This is a genomic window from Mesorhizobium sp. ORM8.1, from assembly GCF_053005525.2.
Genome location: NZ_CM132600.1, coordinates 3,912,198 through 3,926,424, shown reverse-complemented (window position 1 = coordinate 3,926,424; position 14,227 = coordinate 3,912,198). Strand labels below are relative to the sequence as shown.

Below are 14,227 nucleotides of genomic sequence, written 5' to 3'. Positions count from 1 at the left end.
TGCGTGAACGGGGAGAAGATGGCGGCAGCCAGATGAGGGGCGGCGCCAGCGGTGGCTATAATTTGCCAACCTTGTAACCATCACATTTTTTCGTTGGCGTGCCGCCTCGGTTTCCGTGCAGCATTGGCTACCGATTTCTGTGAGGGCTTAAAACCATGACCGCCTTGCCCGGCATTTCCGATATCCGTGCCGCAGCCGACCGGCTAGCCGGCCTCATCGTCGAGACGCCATTGATCGAATCCCCCGAGCTCAACAAACGCCATGGCGGCCGCATCCTGTTCAAGCCGGAGACCTTGCAGCGCACCGGCTCCTTCAAGATCCGCGGCGCCTATAACAAATTGTCGTCGCTGAGCGAGGAGGAGCGCAGCCGTGGCGTCGTCGCTTTCTCCTCCGGCAACCATGCGCAGGGCGTGGCGGCCTCAGCCGCCATCTTCGGCGTCAAGGCGGTCATCGCCATGCCCGCCGACGCGCCGGCGCTGAAGATCGGCAATGTCCGCAAAATGGGCGCCGAGGTGGTGCCGTTCGACCGTTTCAAGGACGACCGCATGACGGTCGTTCGCCCCTATATGGAGAAGGGCATGGCGCTGGTACCGCCCTTCGACGACCCAGCCATCATCGCCGGCCAGGGCACGATCGGACTGGAGTTGATGAAGCAAGCCAGCGCGCTCGGCGTAACGCTCGATGCCGTGGTCGTCCCATGCGGCGGCGGCGGGCTGAGCAGCGGCATTTCCGTTGCGGTCAAGGACGCCTCGCCGAGCACCGCCGTCTGGGCGGTCGAGCCCGAGCATTTCGATGACACCCGCCGTTCGCTGGCCAAGGGCGAGCGGGTCTCGAACGAACCGGGCTACACCTCGATCTGCGACGCCATCCTCACAGCCGAGCCCGGCTTGATCACCTTCGAGATCAATCGCCGCAACCTTGCCGGCGCCATTGCCGTCTCCGACGCCGCGGTCGCCCAGGCGATGCGCGACGCCATGGCTCATCTCAAGCTGGTGGTCGAGCCAGGCGGCTGCGTGGCGCTGGCCGCGCTGTCGTCCAGCGAGATCGACCTCGCCGGCAAATGCGTCGCCGTGGTGCTGTCCGGCGGCAATGTCGATTTCGGCACCTATGCCGGGATCATGGCGGCGGCGTAGATTTTCGGGAGAGGCGGTGCCGGAGGCCGGAAGCGCCGCGTTCCTTCGCGCCCCCTCTGTCCCGCCGACATTTAAAGATTCTAAAACAGAGCCTCAATCCAGCGTTCGCCTGAATCGCACCAGCGCCACCCCGGCAAACAGCGCCACGAAGGCGACCAGCCAGCCGATTTCGGTCGCCACCGCCGGCAGTTCCGCGCCCTTCAGCATGACGGCGCGGGTGATGCGCAGGAAATGCGTCAGCGGGAAAATCTCGCCCAGCGTCTGCGCCCAGCCCGGCATGCCGCGATAGGGGAACATGAAGCCCGACAGCATGATCGAGGGCAGGAAGAAGAAGAAGGTGAGCTGCAAAGCCTGCATCTGCGTGCGCGCGATTGTCGAGATCGTGTAGCCGAGCAGCACCAGCGCCAGCACGAACACCAGCACGGCGGACAGAAGCAGCGACATCGACCCGGTGAAGGGGATGGCGAACAAAAGCTTCGACGCCGCCAGCACGACAAGCACCTGCACCGCGCCGACCGCCAGATAAGGCAGCACCTTGCCCATCATGATCTCGAGCGGGCTCGACGGCATGGCCAGAAGGTTTTCCATCGTGCCGCGCTCGGTCTCGCGCGTCAGCGCGATCGAGGTCATCATCACCATGGTCATCTGCAGGATGACGCCGAGCAGGCCGGGCACGATGTTGTATTGCGAGATGCCTTCCGGATTGTAGCGGCGATGCACGACGACATCGAGCTGGCCGCGCGCCGCTTCCTTGGCGGCTTCCTGCGTGCCTTGCGCCCGAAGCAGCGCTTGGCTCGCCACGGTGCTCAGCGTCGAGATGGCGCCGCTGGCCACAGCCGGATCGGTGGCGTCGGCCTCGATCAGTATCTGCGGATTGTCGCCGCGCTCCACCCGCCGTGCGAAATCGGCCGGGATGGTGACGACGAAGGCGACATCGCCGTGCTCCATCAGGAACTCGGCGTCGGCCGCGCTCGCGGCCACATGGTCGAAGCGGTAGTAGCCGGTCGTCTGCAGCGCCGAGACCATGGCGCGCGTGTAAGGGTCGCTGCTGGTCGCAACCAGTGCGGCCGGCAGGCTCTTCGGATCGTTGTTGATCGCGTAGCCGAACAGCACCAGCTGGATCAGCGGCACGCCCAGCATCATGGCGAAGGTGATGCGGTCGCGCCGCATCTGGATGAATTCCTTGATCAGGAGCGCACCGAGCCGGGCGAAGGAGAACACCGCGTTCATGCCATATTGTCCTTCGAGCCGGACATGAACTGGATGAACACATCCTCGAGGCTGGTCTCGCCGGGCCGCACGGTGACGCCCTTGTGCTCCTTCTCGATGTCGGCAAGCGCCTTTTCCAGCGCCGCCTTGTCGGAGCCCACGACATGCAGCGTGGCGCCGAACGGCGCCACCTGGTCGACGCCGGAACGGCCTTGCAGCGCCTCGGCGACCTGGTCCAGACGCGGCCCCTGCAGCACGAAGGTGGTCAATCCGGCGTTCTTGACCACCTCGTCCACCGTGCCGGTGGCGAGCATCTTGCCGTAGGAGATGTAGCTGATGCGGTGGCAACGCTCGGCCTCGTCCATGTAGTGCGTGGAGACCAGCACGGTCAGGCCGCCACTCGCCAGCCGGTGGATTTCGTCCCAGAACTCGCGCCGCGCCTTCGGGTCGACGCCGGCGGTCGGCTCGTCGAGCAAGAGCAGCTTCGGCTTGTGCATGATGCAGGCCGCCAGCGCCAGCCGCTGCTTCCAGCCGCCGGAAAGCGTGCCGGCCAGCTGGTTGCGGCGCGTCGCAAGCCCCAATTCCTCCAGCGTGCGCGATACATAGTCCTCGACCGGTTTCAGCCGGTAGAGCCGCGCCACGAATTCGAGGTTCTCACCGATCGTCAGATCCTCGTAGAACGAGAATTTCTGCGTCATGTAGCCGACTTCGCGCTTGATCTTGAGCGCGTCGCTGCGGATGTCGAAGCCGAGCACCGTGCCGTCGCCCTCGTCCGGCGTCAAAAGCCCGCACATGATGCGGATGGTCGTTGTCTTGCCCGAGCCGTTCGGCCCGAGGAAGCCGACGATCTCGCCTTCGGCCACCGTCATCGTCACATGGTCGACAACCGTCTTGTCGCCAAAGCGCTTGACCAGGCCATGAACGTCGATGGCGTTCATTTTCCGAGGTCCGCCAGATCGACATCGACAATCTGCCCGGGCTGCAGCGGGCCGGCATTGCCTTCCGGTCGCGCCTCGACCAGATAGACCAGCTTTTGCCGGGCCTCGAGCGAATAGATCACCGGCGGCGTGAATTCCGGATCGGGTGAGACATAACTGACGCGCGCCTTCAGATCCGTCCCGCACCCGTCGCAACGGACGGCAAGCAGCGTGCCGACCTTGACCGACGAAAAAGCCGTTTCCGGTATATAGACGCTGAGCTTCACCGCGCCGTCGGGCAGCATCGAAATCACCGGCGCGGTCGGCCCGGCGGTGTCGCCGGGATTGCGGATGACGTCGTTGACGCGGCCGGGCGAGGCCGCCGTCAGCACCCGCTTCGACAACCGCCATTGCGCCTGTCTCAGTTCGGATTGCGCTTGCTTGACCTGGTTCTCGGCGGCCTTGATCGTCTCGGATCGCGCCGGCAGGTTGCCGACCGCGAGATTGGCTTCGGCCTGGCCGACCTGGGCATTGGCCGTCTCCAGCGAGGCCGACGCCGTATCGTAATCAGCCTGCGTGCCGGTGCCGCGTTTGTAGAGATCGCTGGCGCGGTCATATTTGCGCTTGGCGTCGGCGGCTTGGGCCTTGGCCATATCGACCTCCGCCTTCAGCACCGCGATTTCTTCTGGACGCTTGCCCACCTGCAGGTCGGCAAGCTGTGCCTGCGCCTGCGCCAGTGCGGCCTCAGCCTGCGCCACGGCGATCTCGGCGTCGGCGTTTTCCAGCGTTGCCACCGAGGCGCCGGTCTCGACGCGGTCGCCGCGCTTGACCGTCACCGTCTCGACCTGCGCCACCTCGATCGGCGCCAGGAGCACATATTCGCCTTCGACATAGCCGACAGCGAGCGGCGCGGTCGGCGCGCAGGCGCCGAACAGCTGCGCCGCCAGCGGCAACGAACAGAAGAAACTCATGACTTGCCCTCCTTGCCGGCGGCCGGTTGGCGCGCCGCCAGCATGGCTTTCAAATTGCCGGTTGCCACAGCCACCACCTTGGCGGCCTCGTCCTTGCCGATCTCGCGCCAGCCCATCCTGCGCAGAACGGCTTCGCGGCCGATGCGGAAATAGATGACCTGGCCGATCATGGTGAAAACAGTGAGCTTGGTGGCCTCGCTTTCGGCCGGCTCGCCGGTTGCCTGCTCCCAGACCTGGCACAGCCGCCGGTGCGTCGGCTCGAACACGCCGGCATAGATGCGGTCGAGCGCCGCGGTCGGATGCGAGAGCTCGCGAAGTACGAATTGTACGATCTCGCCGGCCTGCGGGCTTGCCACGATGAAGCTCACCATCCCTTCCAGCACGGCAAAGAGCTGCGCCCGGGCTGCTTCCTGGCTCGCGGGCGCGGCCGGCTGGGTGGTAGCGCCGAGCACCGGGCCTGCGATGGCCTGGATGGTCTCGACAATGTGGTCGGCGGCCGCCGCGCGCAGGCCTTCCTTGCCGCCGAAATGATAGGCGATCGAGCCGATATTGGCTTTCGCTTCCGCAGCGATCTCGCGCGTCGAGGTGCCGTCGAAACCTTGCCGCCCAAACAGCTTGAGCGCAGCCGCCACCAGCGCCGCGCGCGTCTGCTCGGCGGGAGAGGCCTCCTGGCGGGGTATTTTATCGTTTGGCGATTTGATCATTGCTAATGTATTAATCAATCGATTGATTAAAGTCAAATCATAAAGTCAAATCATTTCGAGCCCGGCTTGCCTTCTCGATCCGCGCGCGCTTTATTGCGCGGCCATGGGCAAGGAAGTCGAGCGTAAGTTCCTGGTCTCCAGTTCCGCCTGGCGCGGTCTGGTCGAAGCGGAGATTCGTATCCGCCAGTTCTATGTCGCCGCCCAACCCGGGCGCACGGTGCGGGTGCGCATCAGCGATGGACAGTCCGCCCGGTTGACGCTCAAATTCGGCGAAAGGGCGCGCGAGCGCGACGAATTCGAATATTCCATCCCGCTTGCCGAGGCCGAGGAACTGAAGGCGTTCGCGCTGGGACGTGTCATCGAGAAGACACGCCACCATGTTAGACACCGCGGCTATCTCTATGAAGTCGATGTGTTCGGCGCAAAGCTCGCGGGCCTGGTGATCGCGGAACTCGAGACGCCGGACGACGTTCCTGACGAAATGCTGCCCGACTGGCTCGGTCACGAGGTCACCGGCGAGTCGAAGTTCTACAACGCGTCGCTGGCCCTCGGGGGATTCCGGAGATCGCCGCATGAGCTTCCGCATAGATCCGCGCTTGCCGCTGACCGGCGAGGTCAGGCGCATATTGGCCGACGAGATCGGCAAGGCGGTCGCTCATCTCGAGACGGCGCGCGAGAAGCCGGAGCAGGGTCTGCACAAGTGCCGCAAGCGGCTGAAAAGCGTGCGTGCCTTGCTACGCCTGGTTCGTTCCGGTGACGAACCGTTCTGCCAGACCGAGAACGAGTGCTACAAGCAGGTCTCGGCGCTGCTCGCTGGGCCGCGCGAGGCGACCGCGCTGATCGAGACCATCGATCGCCTGGCCGACGCTTTTCCGGAGCAGTCCGCCGGCGGCGGGCTTGATCCGGTGCGCGAGCGGTTGCTGATGCGCCAGCATGAACTGCATGCCGGCCCAGGCCTCGACGCCGCCATAAATGCCGCCATCGCCGCCTGCCAGGAGGGCCTGGAGCGTGTCGACAGGCTGGCGCTGTCCGACCAGCCGGAGCAGGCCGCCGACATATTGGCCGACGGCGCCCGCACCACCTTGCGGCGGGCGAAGAAAGCGCTGGACAAGGCCGAGTCACGCGGCGAGGCCGATGATTTTCACGACCTGCGCAAGGCGGCCAAGACCCACTCGATGCATCTGTCGCTGCTCGGGCGCCTGTGGCCGACGCCGATCAAGGCGCGCCGCAAGGCGGTCGACAAGCTCGGCGAAGAGCTCGGCGAGTTGCATGACGTGTTCGTCATGCGCGCGCTGCTCAATGCCGATGGCGAACAGCTCGGCCCGGCCGATGAGACCAAGCTGCTACGCAAGCTTTTGAAGCGCTCGGAAAAGAGCCTGATCAAAATCTGCCTCGCCGAGGCCGCCGACCTGTTCGGCGACAGCCCCAAGCGCTCGGCCAGGAAACTAGCGCGCAAGGCGCGCGACGATCTCGCGGCTTCCCAGGAAGAAGCCAACGTCGCCTGATCGGGGCTGCTAAGTCTCGGTTTGTTTCTCCGCAGTTCCGGACGGAAAACCGCTACGCACTTTTCCTGGAATTGCTTTAGTCTGAGAGGGCTTTGGCGTCTCGCTCTCTTTGAGAGTGGGGTATCCGATTTCAACGCAGACGGCGTCCACTATCTTCGCGCCCATCGCGTTCGCCCAGTTGTCGGATCGCAGAATGGCGACGGATGTCTCAATCTCGGCGGCGGCGCGATCCTTTCGGCCAGCGCGAGAATGTGCCAAGGCTCGGAAGGCGGCATTCAGGCAGCGATTGAAATCGTTGGACTCGTCGGCCTCGGCGAGAACATCCAGCGCCTCCTCGTGGCGGCCTAATCGTGCGAGCGCCGCGCCACGTGTTCCTTTCAGCGTGCGGAGTTTCGGGGCCATGGCCACGGCCTTCTCCGTCAGGCGGTCTAGCAATGCATCGAGACAAGAGGGCGGCGGAGCAGGGTTGGCGAGGATTTTCGTGGCGGCGGCGTCGATGAGGAGAAGTCGCTCGCTTGCGGACGTCGTGTGGGTCAGCTCATCTTCGAGCGCTGTAATGTCCTCGTCCGTCAGGTCAGGTTTGAATACATAGAAAGCAACACGATCCGACTGACCCGTGGGGTGCCACGGCGGATCATCCGGGCTCATATACGGCCGCAAGCGGTTCAGATAGTGCTGCCGGAGCACCTCGAACGGGTCGCGACCTCGGATAATTTTCCACAAGGCCAGCATATCGTTGGGCAGTCGCTGGCCGTAGACCTTGGAACGATACGGAAGAATGTTGCCTATGACCATTATCATCTGAACTATAACGGCCGGCGCCAAGATAGTGCCTGCAAGTTCTATGTCGTGACAGATAGTCATTGCGCCGCTCAGAACACCCAACCAGACGATGTCCATCATCGGCCCTGCGGCCACAAAAAACAGGTTAGCGAGCTTCGAAAAGGATAATTGAGGAAACGTTCTTGCCCAGCCTCCTAGCGGGATAGTCCCTACGTGGACCTCAATTCTCAGCAGGCGGGTGTGGAGTGTTGTTGGTCCCAAGCCGAGACGAATTTCTCTTATTTGCAGTTTTGCCAGATGTCCGGCGAGGGCATGAGAAGACTCATGTAGGATCAGGCTTATCCAGGCGCCAATGAATGCGGAGGCAGCGACAAGGAGGGGCAAGAGCAAGGTCTTTCAGGAATGAGGGTGGCCGGAGGTATTGCGAATCGTATCGGTATGATTGAGCGCAATCCGCCCATACGCCAGAAGATCTTGCACCAACCGCCACCGCTTTCGCCATCGCCGACGCTGGAGCGCGACTTCGACCTAAGAGAGGTGCATTGAGACGCCGAGGCCGTCGTGCCTTCGGCCGGGCAATCGCTATGCCGGCATACGCGGCCTGTCCGCCCGCGCACCCGCATCGCGCGGGTGCGGTCCGATCGGCATGATTGCCGGGAATGGCGTCGCGCCGAAGGCAAAGGTCCATTTGTAGCCGACGAGCTGCTCTTCGGGCGTGGTGTGCTGGTCGTGATGGGCAAGCAGCTTGACGCGCTCGGCGAGCTCTTCCGCCTCGCGCTTCACCATCTCGGCCGTTTGCGGCCGCATCCGCCTGGAGAAGCTGACGAAGGTTGCTTCCTGCTCCAGATGGCCGATTGCCCAGCCGATGAAATTCTTGTTGGTCATTTCGAAATGCGGCTTCAGCGGCCCTTCGAAATCCCACTGGATCGGTGTCTCGATCAGCAGCCTTGCCGACAGGCCGCGCCCGAGCGCGATCAGCCCGAGCTCTTCGAGGTCGCGCAGATAAAGGAACATCGAGGCCTCGCTCAGGCCTTGCGAGCGCATGATGCCTTCGGGCGTGAATTTCTCGGACAGCATGACGAAGATGAACAGCAGCGCCGGCCGCGCCGCCAGCCTGCGCTCGATGTCCGGCCCGACGCGATTGGCCGGGCCCGGGCCGCGGTTCATCGCGCCCAGTACGTTTTCCAGCTCGACCTCGGCCGCGGCGCAGATCTCCATCAGCCGGTCGAGCTTGCAGTTCTGCTCATGGAAGATGCGTTTCACGGTTGGCTCGGAAACGCCCATGCGCTCGGCCAGCATGCGATAGGTCAGGCCTTTCGTCTTCAGCGTCCGTTTCAGCGCCTCGAAGATCGGACCGTTCATGGAATGCGCCTCATATGCGTGATTTCGTATCGGTATTCGATACTAGCGCGAAGACGACTTCCAGAAAAGTATCGAAAAAACTAGCTCTCCGTCATCACCACAGGAGAGCACCATGAAAACCCTCATCGCTTCGACCATCTTCGCCACCATTGCCGCAATGTCGGCCGCCCAAGCCGGCGAGGTCTGGCGCGCCGGCGGCTTCGAGCAGCCGGAATCGGCGCTTGTCGATACTGCCAACAACCGCATCGTCGTCTCCAACATTGTCGGCAATCCCGGCGACGTGGACGGCAATGGCTATCTCTCGCTGCTGTCGATGGACGGCAAGATCATCACCCGCCACTGGGTGGGCGGCATGGATGCGCCAAAAGGCATGGCGATCGCCAATGGCAAGCTCTATGCCGCCGACATCACCAAGGTCCGCGTCGTCGATCTGGCCAGCGGCAAGCTGGTCTCGACCATCGAGGTGCCGGGCGCCGCCTTCCTCAACGACATGACGCAGGACGGCGCCGGCAATGTCTATGTCAGCGACATGCTGGCCGACAGCATCTACCGGATCGACGGCGACAGACCGGAACTGTTCGTCAAGGATGCGCTGCTCGCCTCGCCCAACGGCGTCTTCGCCGACGGCGGCAGGCTGATCGTCGCTTCCTGGGGCAAGGGCATCAACAAGACCGATTTCAGTACGGCGGAGCCCGGCGGCCTGCTGTCGGTCGACCTCGCCACCAAGGCGATTACGCCGCTGCCCGGCGCGCAGAAATTTGCCGACCTCGACGGCGTCATCGCCATTGGCGACACCATCTATGCCACCGCCTACATGACCGGCACGCTTTACAGCTATCATGATGGCGGCGCGCCGCAGGTGGTCGCCACCTTCAAGCCGGGCAGCGCCGATATCGGCACCGACGGCAAGCGCATCTTCGTGCCGTTGATGGGCGAAGGCGAGATCGCGGCGCTCAGTCTCGATTAAGGACAGGCGCCTCCAGACGGGGCTCCAGAGAGCTCCGCTCGCGATTGGACCGCCATATCAGGCCGGCTGCCATCTGGTTTCGCCGTTCGCTCCAGAGTATCCGGCCGTGATGAGCGAAGCCGTGAAGACATCCAGCCTGAGCGGCGCCCCGACGATCCCCGTGCTGGTCTGCGCACTGGCGATCTGCCTGCTGTCGGGGATGGATGCGGCGATGAAGTCGTTGGTCATCGCCATAGGCATCTACAACACGTTGTTGTGGCGCAGCATGGTCGCGACCGTGGTTGCGGGCGCGGCCTGGTCGACGGGGCCACGCTCTTGGCCACATGTTTCGGTGCTGCGGCTGCATGCGCTGCGCGCCGCGGTGGTGGGCATGGTCCTGGTCTCATTCTTCTGGGGTCTGGCCAGGCTGCCGCTCGCAGAGGCGATCGGGCTCAGCTTCATTGCGCCGCTGTTTGCCCTTTTCCTCGCCGCGCTGCTGTTGGGTGAGCGCATCCGGCGGCAGGCTGTATGGGCCTCGCTAGCCGGCCTCGCCGGCGTCGCCATCATCCTGGCCGGCCAGTTTGGACGCGAAAGCTATTCGCATGACGCCTTGCTCGGCACCGCGGCGGTGCTCGTATCGACGGTGTTCTACGGCTACAATCTGATCCTTGGCCGGCAGCAGGCGCTGTTGGCCAAGCCGGTCGAGATCATGTTGTTCCAGAACCTTTGCGTCGCGATTGTCCTGGCTGTCGCCGCACCCTGGTTTGCCGTGGCACTTCCGGGCAATCTCTGGCTTCCCCTGGCCGGCGTGGCGATGCTGTCGCTTGCCGGCCAATTCCTGATGAGCTGGTCCTACGCCCGCGCCGAAGCGCAATATCTGATCCCGACGGAATACTCGGCTTTCATCTGGGCGATCGGGCTCGGCTGGTTTTTCTTCGGCGAGACGGTGGCCTGGACCACGCTGGCGGGGGCATGCCTGATCGTCGCCGGTTGCCTGATCGCCGCGCGCACCAATCCGAAGCTGGCCGAGCCGATCGAAGCGGCGGTGTGAGCCCGCGGCCGCCTTACGCGGTCTGCGGTTTCCCGTTCAACTGCGCCCGGGCGTCAAGCGGCCGCTGGTGATCACCTTCGCTCGCTTCCATACGCTGGATGGTCGGAAGCGAAACCCCGGTCATTCACTGTCGGCCATCATTTTGCGCCGCTGCAAAAGCCGCGCGACCAGCCAGCACAGCATGGCCCAGGCGAAGCCGGCGCACCAGCCGGCAAGCACATCCGAGGGCCAGTGAACGCCGAGATAGACGCGGCTGGTGCCGACCAGCAGCGTTATCAGCACAGCCAGGCAAAGCACGAAGATCTTCGTCGTGCGTCCCGGCAGGAAGCGCGCGGCCAAGCTGCCGAGCGTCAGATAGGTCACCGCCGATAGCATGGCGTGGCCGCTCGGGAACGACAGCGACGTCTCATTGACCAGATGCGAGACGAGATCGGGCCGCGGTCGATCGACCTCGAGCTTGAGCAGGCTGGACAGCACTTGCCCGCCTGCCACCGCAACGAACATGAACAGCGCCGTCGCGGGGCTGCGGATCAACATGAGATAAATGATCGTCGCGGTCGTGATCAGCACCAGCACCGCCGAGCTGCCGAGCGCGGTGACGTCGCGAACAGCACCCTGCAGCCAAAGCGGGCCGATGGGGCTGTCCGGCTGCCCGGCATGACGGAAGGCGAGCAGGATTTCAGTGTCGAAAGCATGTGGCGTCGTCGCGCGAGCGGCCTCCGTCAATTCGACGAATCCCCACATCCCGCCAGCAATCACCAGCCCCGCCAGAAGCACCGGGAATTCCAGCCGGTTGAGAAACATGTCGAGGATGGATTTCATTAGGGGCCCTGATTCGCTTTGACGCATTTCCGACCGCTTCACACTTTTCTCGGATTGTTTCAGAGCCTCTGCATATAGGGCCCGAGCGTGATCAGCGCGACGGCACCGATTGCCAAGACCACGCCTGTCGCCTGAACGGCGTTGAGCCGCTCACCGAAGAAGACCAGCGCCACGACATTGACCGAGACAAGCTGGATCACTGCCGACAGGCTGAACGACACCGACATGCCGAACTCGCGCACCAGCCGCAGCATGATCAAATTGCCGGCGCTATAGAGCGCCAGCGTCAGCAGGATCTTGCCGAGGCTCGGCTCCAGCCCCCATTGCTTGGCGGCCATCGCCGCGAGCAGGAAGATCACGGTCGACATGCCGAGTTGCGCCAGTCCCCAGAAACTCATTTTTCATCCCCTGTCGGAGCGGCCATCGCCGCTTGCCGCAGCCCTTGTTTCCGAAGCGCGCCAAGCCGTCAAGCTGACGGCGGCCGACAAGGCGCGCTCACAAAGGACCGAAGCCCGAGGTCGCAAAAGACGCCACGGCAACCATGGTCGAGCACTTTGGATCGCAAGCCGCGGTGGCAGGTCGAGCGGCGCCTTGGTCAGCCGGCAAAACAATTCCCACCATCGATCACGGCAATGTCACGAAAATGTGATCGATGGCTTGTAGGGGTCGAAGAGTCAAACTCCAGCCACCCGAGAGCCAGAGGAGCAGCCGAATGTCCGTGACCCCTGAAACCCGCTTCCGCACCAGCCAGCTCGAGGAGAATGACGGGCCGCCCGTCAACCCGAGCGACAACCGCACCATGGGCGAGATCATCGCCGCGCGCTTCTCGCGCCGTGGCTTCCTCATGGGCTCGCTGGCCGTCTCGGCCATTGCCGCCACCGTCAGCCCACTGGCGCTGATCGCCGCTGATGAGGCGCGCGCCACCGAGGCCTCGGCCTTCAAATTCGATGAGCTCGAGGCCGGCATCGACGACAGGCACCATGTCGCGCCGGGCTATGACGCCGACGTGCTGTTGCGCTGGGGCGATCCGCTGTTCGCCGACTCGCCGGAGTTCGACCCGACCAAACAGTCGGCGGCGGCCCAGGCCAGGCAGTTCGGCTACAACAACGACTATGTCGGTTATATCCTGATCGACGGCTCGGCCGAGCATGGGCTGCTGGTGGTCAACCACGAATACACCAACCCGCATCTGATGTTTCCGGGCATCGTCAAGGTTGTCGAGAAGGATGGGAAGAAGAAGGCCGAGGTCGCACCGCTCTCGAAGGAGCAAGTCGATGTCGAGATGGCCGCGCATGGCGGCACCATCGTCGAGATCCGCAAGGACGCCGGCAAATGGCAGGTGGTGCGCGACGGCAAGCTCAACCGCCGCATCATGTCGACCACCGAGATGGCGTTGTCGGGTCCGGTTGCCGGCCATGACCGCGTCAAGACCAATGCCGATCCGTCCGGCGCCAAGGTCATCGGCACGATGAACAACTGCGCCGGCGGCGTCACGCCGTGGGGCACCTATGTGATGGCCGAGGAGAACATCCACGGCTATTTCTCCGGCGAGCTGCCGGAGGGCCACAAGGAAGCCGCCAACTACAAGCGCCTTGGCATTCCGGAAGGCGCCTATGAATGGGGCGCGCATTACGACCGCTTCAACCTGGCCAGGGAGCCGAACGAACCGAACCGGTTCGGCTGGATCGTCGAAGTCGATGTCAACGACCCGACCTCGACGCCGCGCAAGCGCACCGCCATGGGCCGCTTCAAGCATGAGGGCGCCGAATCGATCGTCGCTAAGGACGGCCGCGTCGTCTTCTATCTCGGTGACGACGAGCGCTTCGACTATGTCTATAAATTCGTCACCAGGGGCGCGTTCAACCCCAACGACCGCACGGCCAACATGAACCTGCTCGATGAGGGCACGCTGCATGTGGCGAAGTTCGCCGAGGACGGCTCGGTCGAGTGGATGCCGATCGTGTTCGGGCAGGGTCCGTTGACAGCCGCGAACGGCTTTGCTGACCAGGCCGACGTGCTGATCGAGACGCGGCGCGCCGCCGACCTGCTCGGCGCCACCAAGATGGACCGGCCGGAAGACATCCAGCCCAATGCCGGCAACGGCAAGGTCTATGTCATGCTGACCAACAATTCGAAGCGCAAGGCCGAGCAGGTCGACGCCGCAAATCCGCGCGCGGACAATGCCTTCGGCCACATCATCGAGATCGTCGAGGATGGCGGCGACTTCACTGCCGCCAAGGGCAAGTGGGAAGTGCTCTTGAAGTGCGGCGATCCTTCCGTCGCCGATGTCGGCGCCACCTTCTCGACCGCGACGACGGCCAATGGCTGGTTCGGCATGCCGGACAATTGCGCGGTCGATTCCGCCGGGCGGCTGTGGGTTGCCACCGACGGTCAAGGCCCGAAGGCCACCGGCCGCACCGACGGCCTGTGGGCGGTTGACACGGAGGGTGCTGCGCGGGCGACGTCAAAACTGTTCTTCCGCGTGCCGATCGGCGCCGAAATGTGCGGCCCGCTGTTTACGCCGGACGACCAGACCGCCTTCGTTGCCGTCCAGCATCCGGGCGACGGCGGCGAGGATTGGGAAGGTTTTGAGCGCCCGTCCTACTACGAGGACCTGTCGACCCGCTGGCCCGACTTCAAGCCGGACATGCCGGTACGGCCGTCGGTCGTCGCCATCACCAAACAGGGCGGCGGCAAGATCGCGGTGTGATGCATTAAGACCTTGAGGACGTTGGGGTTGAGCGCGTGCGTCCCCGACGTCCTCAACCCAGGGCGAAACAGGAGCGAAGCTCCGTCGCCGAGACTCTCTGCGGCGCGTCGCTGC

At 63.9% G+C, this 14,227-nt stretch carries 13 protein-coding genes and 1 pseudogene; 6 read left to right on the top strand and 8 right to left on the bottom strand.

Annotated elements, in window-relative coordinates:
* Nucleotides 1–155: 155 nt before the first annotated feature.
* Nucleotides 156–1,133: a threonine/serine dehydratase gene (locus ACVDG8_RS19665; protein WP_447256167.1), complete on the top strand. Its 978-nt coding sequence runs from the start codon at nucleotides 156–158 to the stop codon at nucleotides 1,131–1,133.
* A gap of 93 nt (nucleotides 1,134–1,226) precedes the next feature.
* Here ACVDG8_RS19665 and ACVDG8_RS19660 read toward each other — a convergent pair whose 3' ends face one another.
* From ACVDG8_RS19660 to ACVDG8_RS19645, 4 genes are read right to left on the bottom strand one after another with little or no spacing between them, the layout of a single operon-like run.
* Nucleotides 1,227–2,363, bottom strand: a complete 1,137-nt coding sequence (locus ACVDG8_RS19660) for an ABC transporter permease (RefSeq protein WP_447256166.1) — start codon at nucleotides 2,361–2,363, stop codon at nucleotides 1,227–1,229.
* Nucleotides 2,360–3,280, bottom strand: coding sequence for an ABC transporter ATP-binding protein (locus ACVDG8_RS19655; protein WP_447256165.1), 921 nt, complete (start codon nucleotides 3,278–3,280; stop codon nucleotides 2,360–2,362). Before ACVDG8_RS19655 ends, ACVDG8_RS19660 begins: the two co-directional genes overlap by 4 nt.
* Nucleotides 3,277–4,230: an HlyD family secretion protein gene (locus tag ACVDG8_RS19650; RefSeq protein ID WP_447256164.1), complete on the bottom strand. Its 954-nt coding sequence runs from the start codon at nucleotides 4,228–4,230 to the stop codon at nucleotides 3,277–3,279. The genes ACVDG8_RS19655 and ACVDG8_RS19650 overlap by 4 nt, the downstream gene beginning before the upstream one ends.
* On the bottom strand, nucleotides 4,227–4,934 hold the full coding sequence (locus tag ACVDG8_RS19645) for a CerR family C-terminal domain-containing protein (RefSeq protein ID WP_447256163.1): 708 nt from the start codon (nucleotides 4,932–4,934) through the stop codon (nucleotides 4,227–4,229). Before ACVDG8_RS19645 ends, ACVDG8_RS19650 begins: the two co-directional genes overlap by 4 nt.
* A gap of 103 nt (nucleotides 4,935–5,037) precedes the next feature.
* Here ACVDG8_RS19645 and ACVDG8_RS19640 point away from each other — a divergent pair.
* A pseudogene (locus ACVDG8_RS19640) lies at nucleotides 5,038–5,510 on the top strand (CYTH domain-containing protein).
* On the top strand, nucleotides 5,507–6,439 hold the full coding sequence (locus ACVDG8_RS19635; RefSeq protein WP_447256162.1) for a CHAD domain-containing protein: 933 nt from the start codon (nucleotides 5,507–5,509) through the stop codon (nucleotides 6,437–6,439). The pseudogene ACVDG8_RS19640 and the gene ACVDG8_RS19635 overlap by 4 nt, the downstream one beginning before the upstream one ends.
* Nucleotides 6,440–6,448: 9 nt before the next feature.
* Here the strand turns inward: ACVDG8_RS19635 and ACVDG8_RS19630 are convergent, their stop codons facing one another.
* Complete coding sequence (locus ACVDG8_RS19630) at nucleotides 6,449–7,612, bottom strand: site-2 protease family protein (protein WP_455707185.1); 1,164 nt, start codon at nucleotides 7,610–7,612, stop codon at nucleotides 6,449–6,451.
* 192 nt (nucleotides 7,613–7,804) lie between these two features.
* On the bottom strand, nucleotides 7,805–8,584 hold the full coding sequence (locus ACVDG8_RS19625) for a helix-turn-helix domain-containing protein (RefSeq protein ID WP_447256160.1): 780 nt from the start codon (nucleotides 8,582–8,584) through the stop codon (nucleotides 7,805–7,807).
* A gap of 112 nt (nucleotides 8,585–8,696) precedes the next feature.
* Between ACVDG8_RS19625 and ACVDG8_RS19620 the strand changes: the two genes are divergently transcribed.
* Entirely contained in the window at nucleotides 8,697–9,551 is an 855-nt protein-coding gene (locus ACVDG8_RS19620) for an SMP-30/gluconolactonase/LRE family protein (RefSeq protein ID WP_447256159.1), read from the top strand.
* 109 nt (nucleotides 9,552–9,660) lie between these two features.
* Nucleotides 9,661–10,581 carry a DMT family transporter gene (locus ACVDG8_RS19615; RefSeq protein ID WP_447256158.1) on the top strand — a complete coding sequence of 307 codons (921 nt, stop codon included), beginning with the start codon at nucleotides 9,661–9,663 and terminating at the stop codon, nucleotides 10,579–10,581.
* A 120-nt stretch (nucleotides 10,582–10,701) separates the two neighbouring features.
* Here ACVDG8_RS19615 and ACVDG8_RS19610 read toward each other — a convergent pair whose 3' ends face one another.
* Both ACVDG8_RS19610 and ACVDG8_RS19605 read right to left on the bottom strand, forming a co-directional pair.
* The gene (locus ACVDG8_RS19610; RefSeq protein WP_447256157.1) at nucleotides 10,702–11,403 is read right to left on the bottom strand and encodes a phosphatase PAP2 family protein; all 702 of its coding nucleotides are present in this window, start codon (nucleotides 11,401–11,403) and stop codon (nucleotides 10,702–10,704) included.
* Nucleotides 11,404–11,462: 59 nt separating this feature from the next.
* Complete coding sequence (locus tag ACVDG8_RS19605) at nucleotides 11,463–11,801, bottom strand: hypothetical protein (RefSeq protein WP_447256156.1); 339 nt, start codon at nucleotides 11,799–11,801, stop codon at nucleotides 11,463–11,465.
* Between the two features lie 314 nt (nucleotides 11,802–12,115).
* On the opposite strand from ACVDG8_RS19605, the gene ACVDG8_RS19600 reads away from it, so the two are divergent.
* Complete coding sequence (locus ACVDG8_RS19600) at nucleotides 12,116–14,113, top strand: PhoX family protein (protein WP_447256155.1); 1,998 nt, start codon at nucleotides 12,116–12,118, stop codon at nucleotides 14,111–14,113.
* Nucleotides 14,114–14,227 lie beyond the last annotated feature (114 nt).

Coding starts and splice junctions, on each gene's coding strand:
- ACVDG8_RS19665 (WP_447256167.1), top strand. CDS start 156: ATGACCGCCTTGCCCGGCATTTCCGATATCCGTGCCGCAGCCGACCGG.
- ACVDG8_RS19660 (WP_447256166.1), bottom strand. CDS start 2,363: ATGAACGCGGTGTTCTCCTTCGCCCGGCTCGGTGCGCTCCTGATCAAG.
- ACVDG8_RS19655 (WP_447256165.1), bottom strand. CDS start 3,280: ATGAACGCCATCGACGTTCATGGCCTGGTCAAGCGCTTTGGCGACAAG.
- ACVDG8_RS19650 (WP_447256164.1), bottom strand. CDS start 4,230: ATGAGTTTCTTCTGTTCGTTGCCGCTGGCGGCGCAGCTGTTCGGCGCC.
- ACVDG8_RS19645 (WP_447256163.1), bottom strand. CDS start 4,934: ATGATCAAATCGCCAAACGATAAAATACCCCGCCAGGAGGCCTCTCCC.
- ACVDG8_RS19635 (WP_447256162.1), top strand. CDS start 5,507: ATGAGCTTCCGCATAGATCCGCGCTTGCCGCTGACCGGCGAGGTCAGG.
- ACVDG8_RS19625 (WP_447256160.1), bottom strand. CDS start 8,584: ATGAACGGTCCGATCTTCGAGGCGCTGAAACGGACGCTGAAGACGAAA.
- ACVDG8_RS19620 (WP_447256159.1), top strand. CDS start 8,697: ATGAAAACCCTCATCGCTTCGACCATCTTCGCCACCATTGCCGCAATG.
- ACVDG8_RS19615 (WP_447256158.1), top strand. CDS start 9,661: ATGAGCGAAGCCGTGAAGACATCCAGCCTGAGCGGCGCCCCGACGATC.
- ACVDG8_RS19610 (WP_447256157.1), bottom strand. CDS start 11,403: ATGAAATCCATCCTCGACATGTTTCTCAACCGGCTGGAATTCCCGGTG.
- ACVDG8_RS19605 (WP_447256156.1), bottom strand. CDS start 11,801: ATGAGTTTCTGGGGACTGGCGCAACTCGGCATGTCGACCGTGATCTTC.
- ACVDG8_RS19600 (WP_447256155.1), top strand. CDS start 12,116: ATGTCCGTGACCCCTGAAACCCGCTTCCGCACCAGCCAGCTCGAGGAG.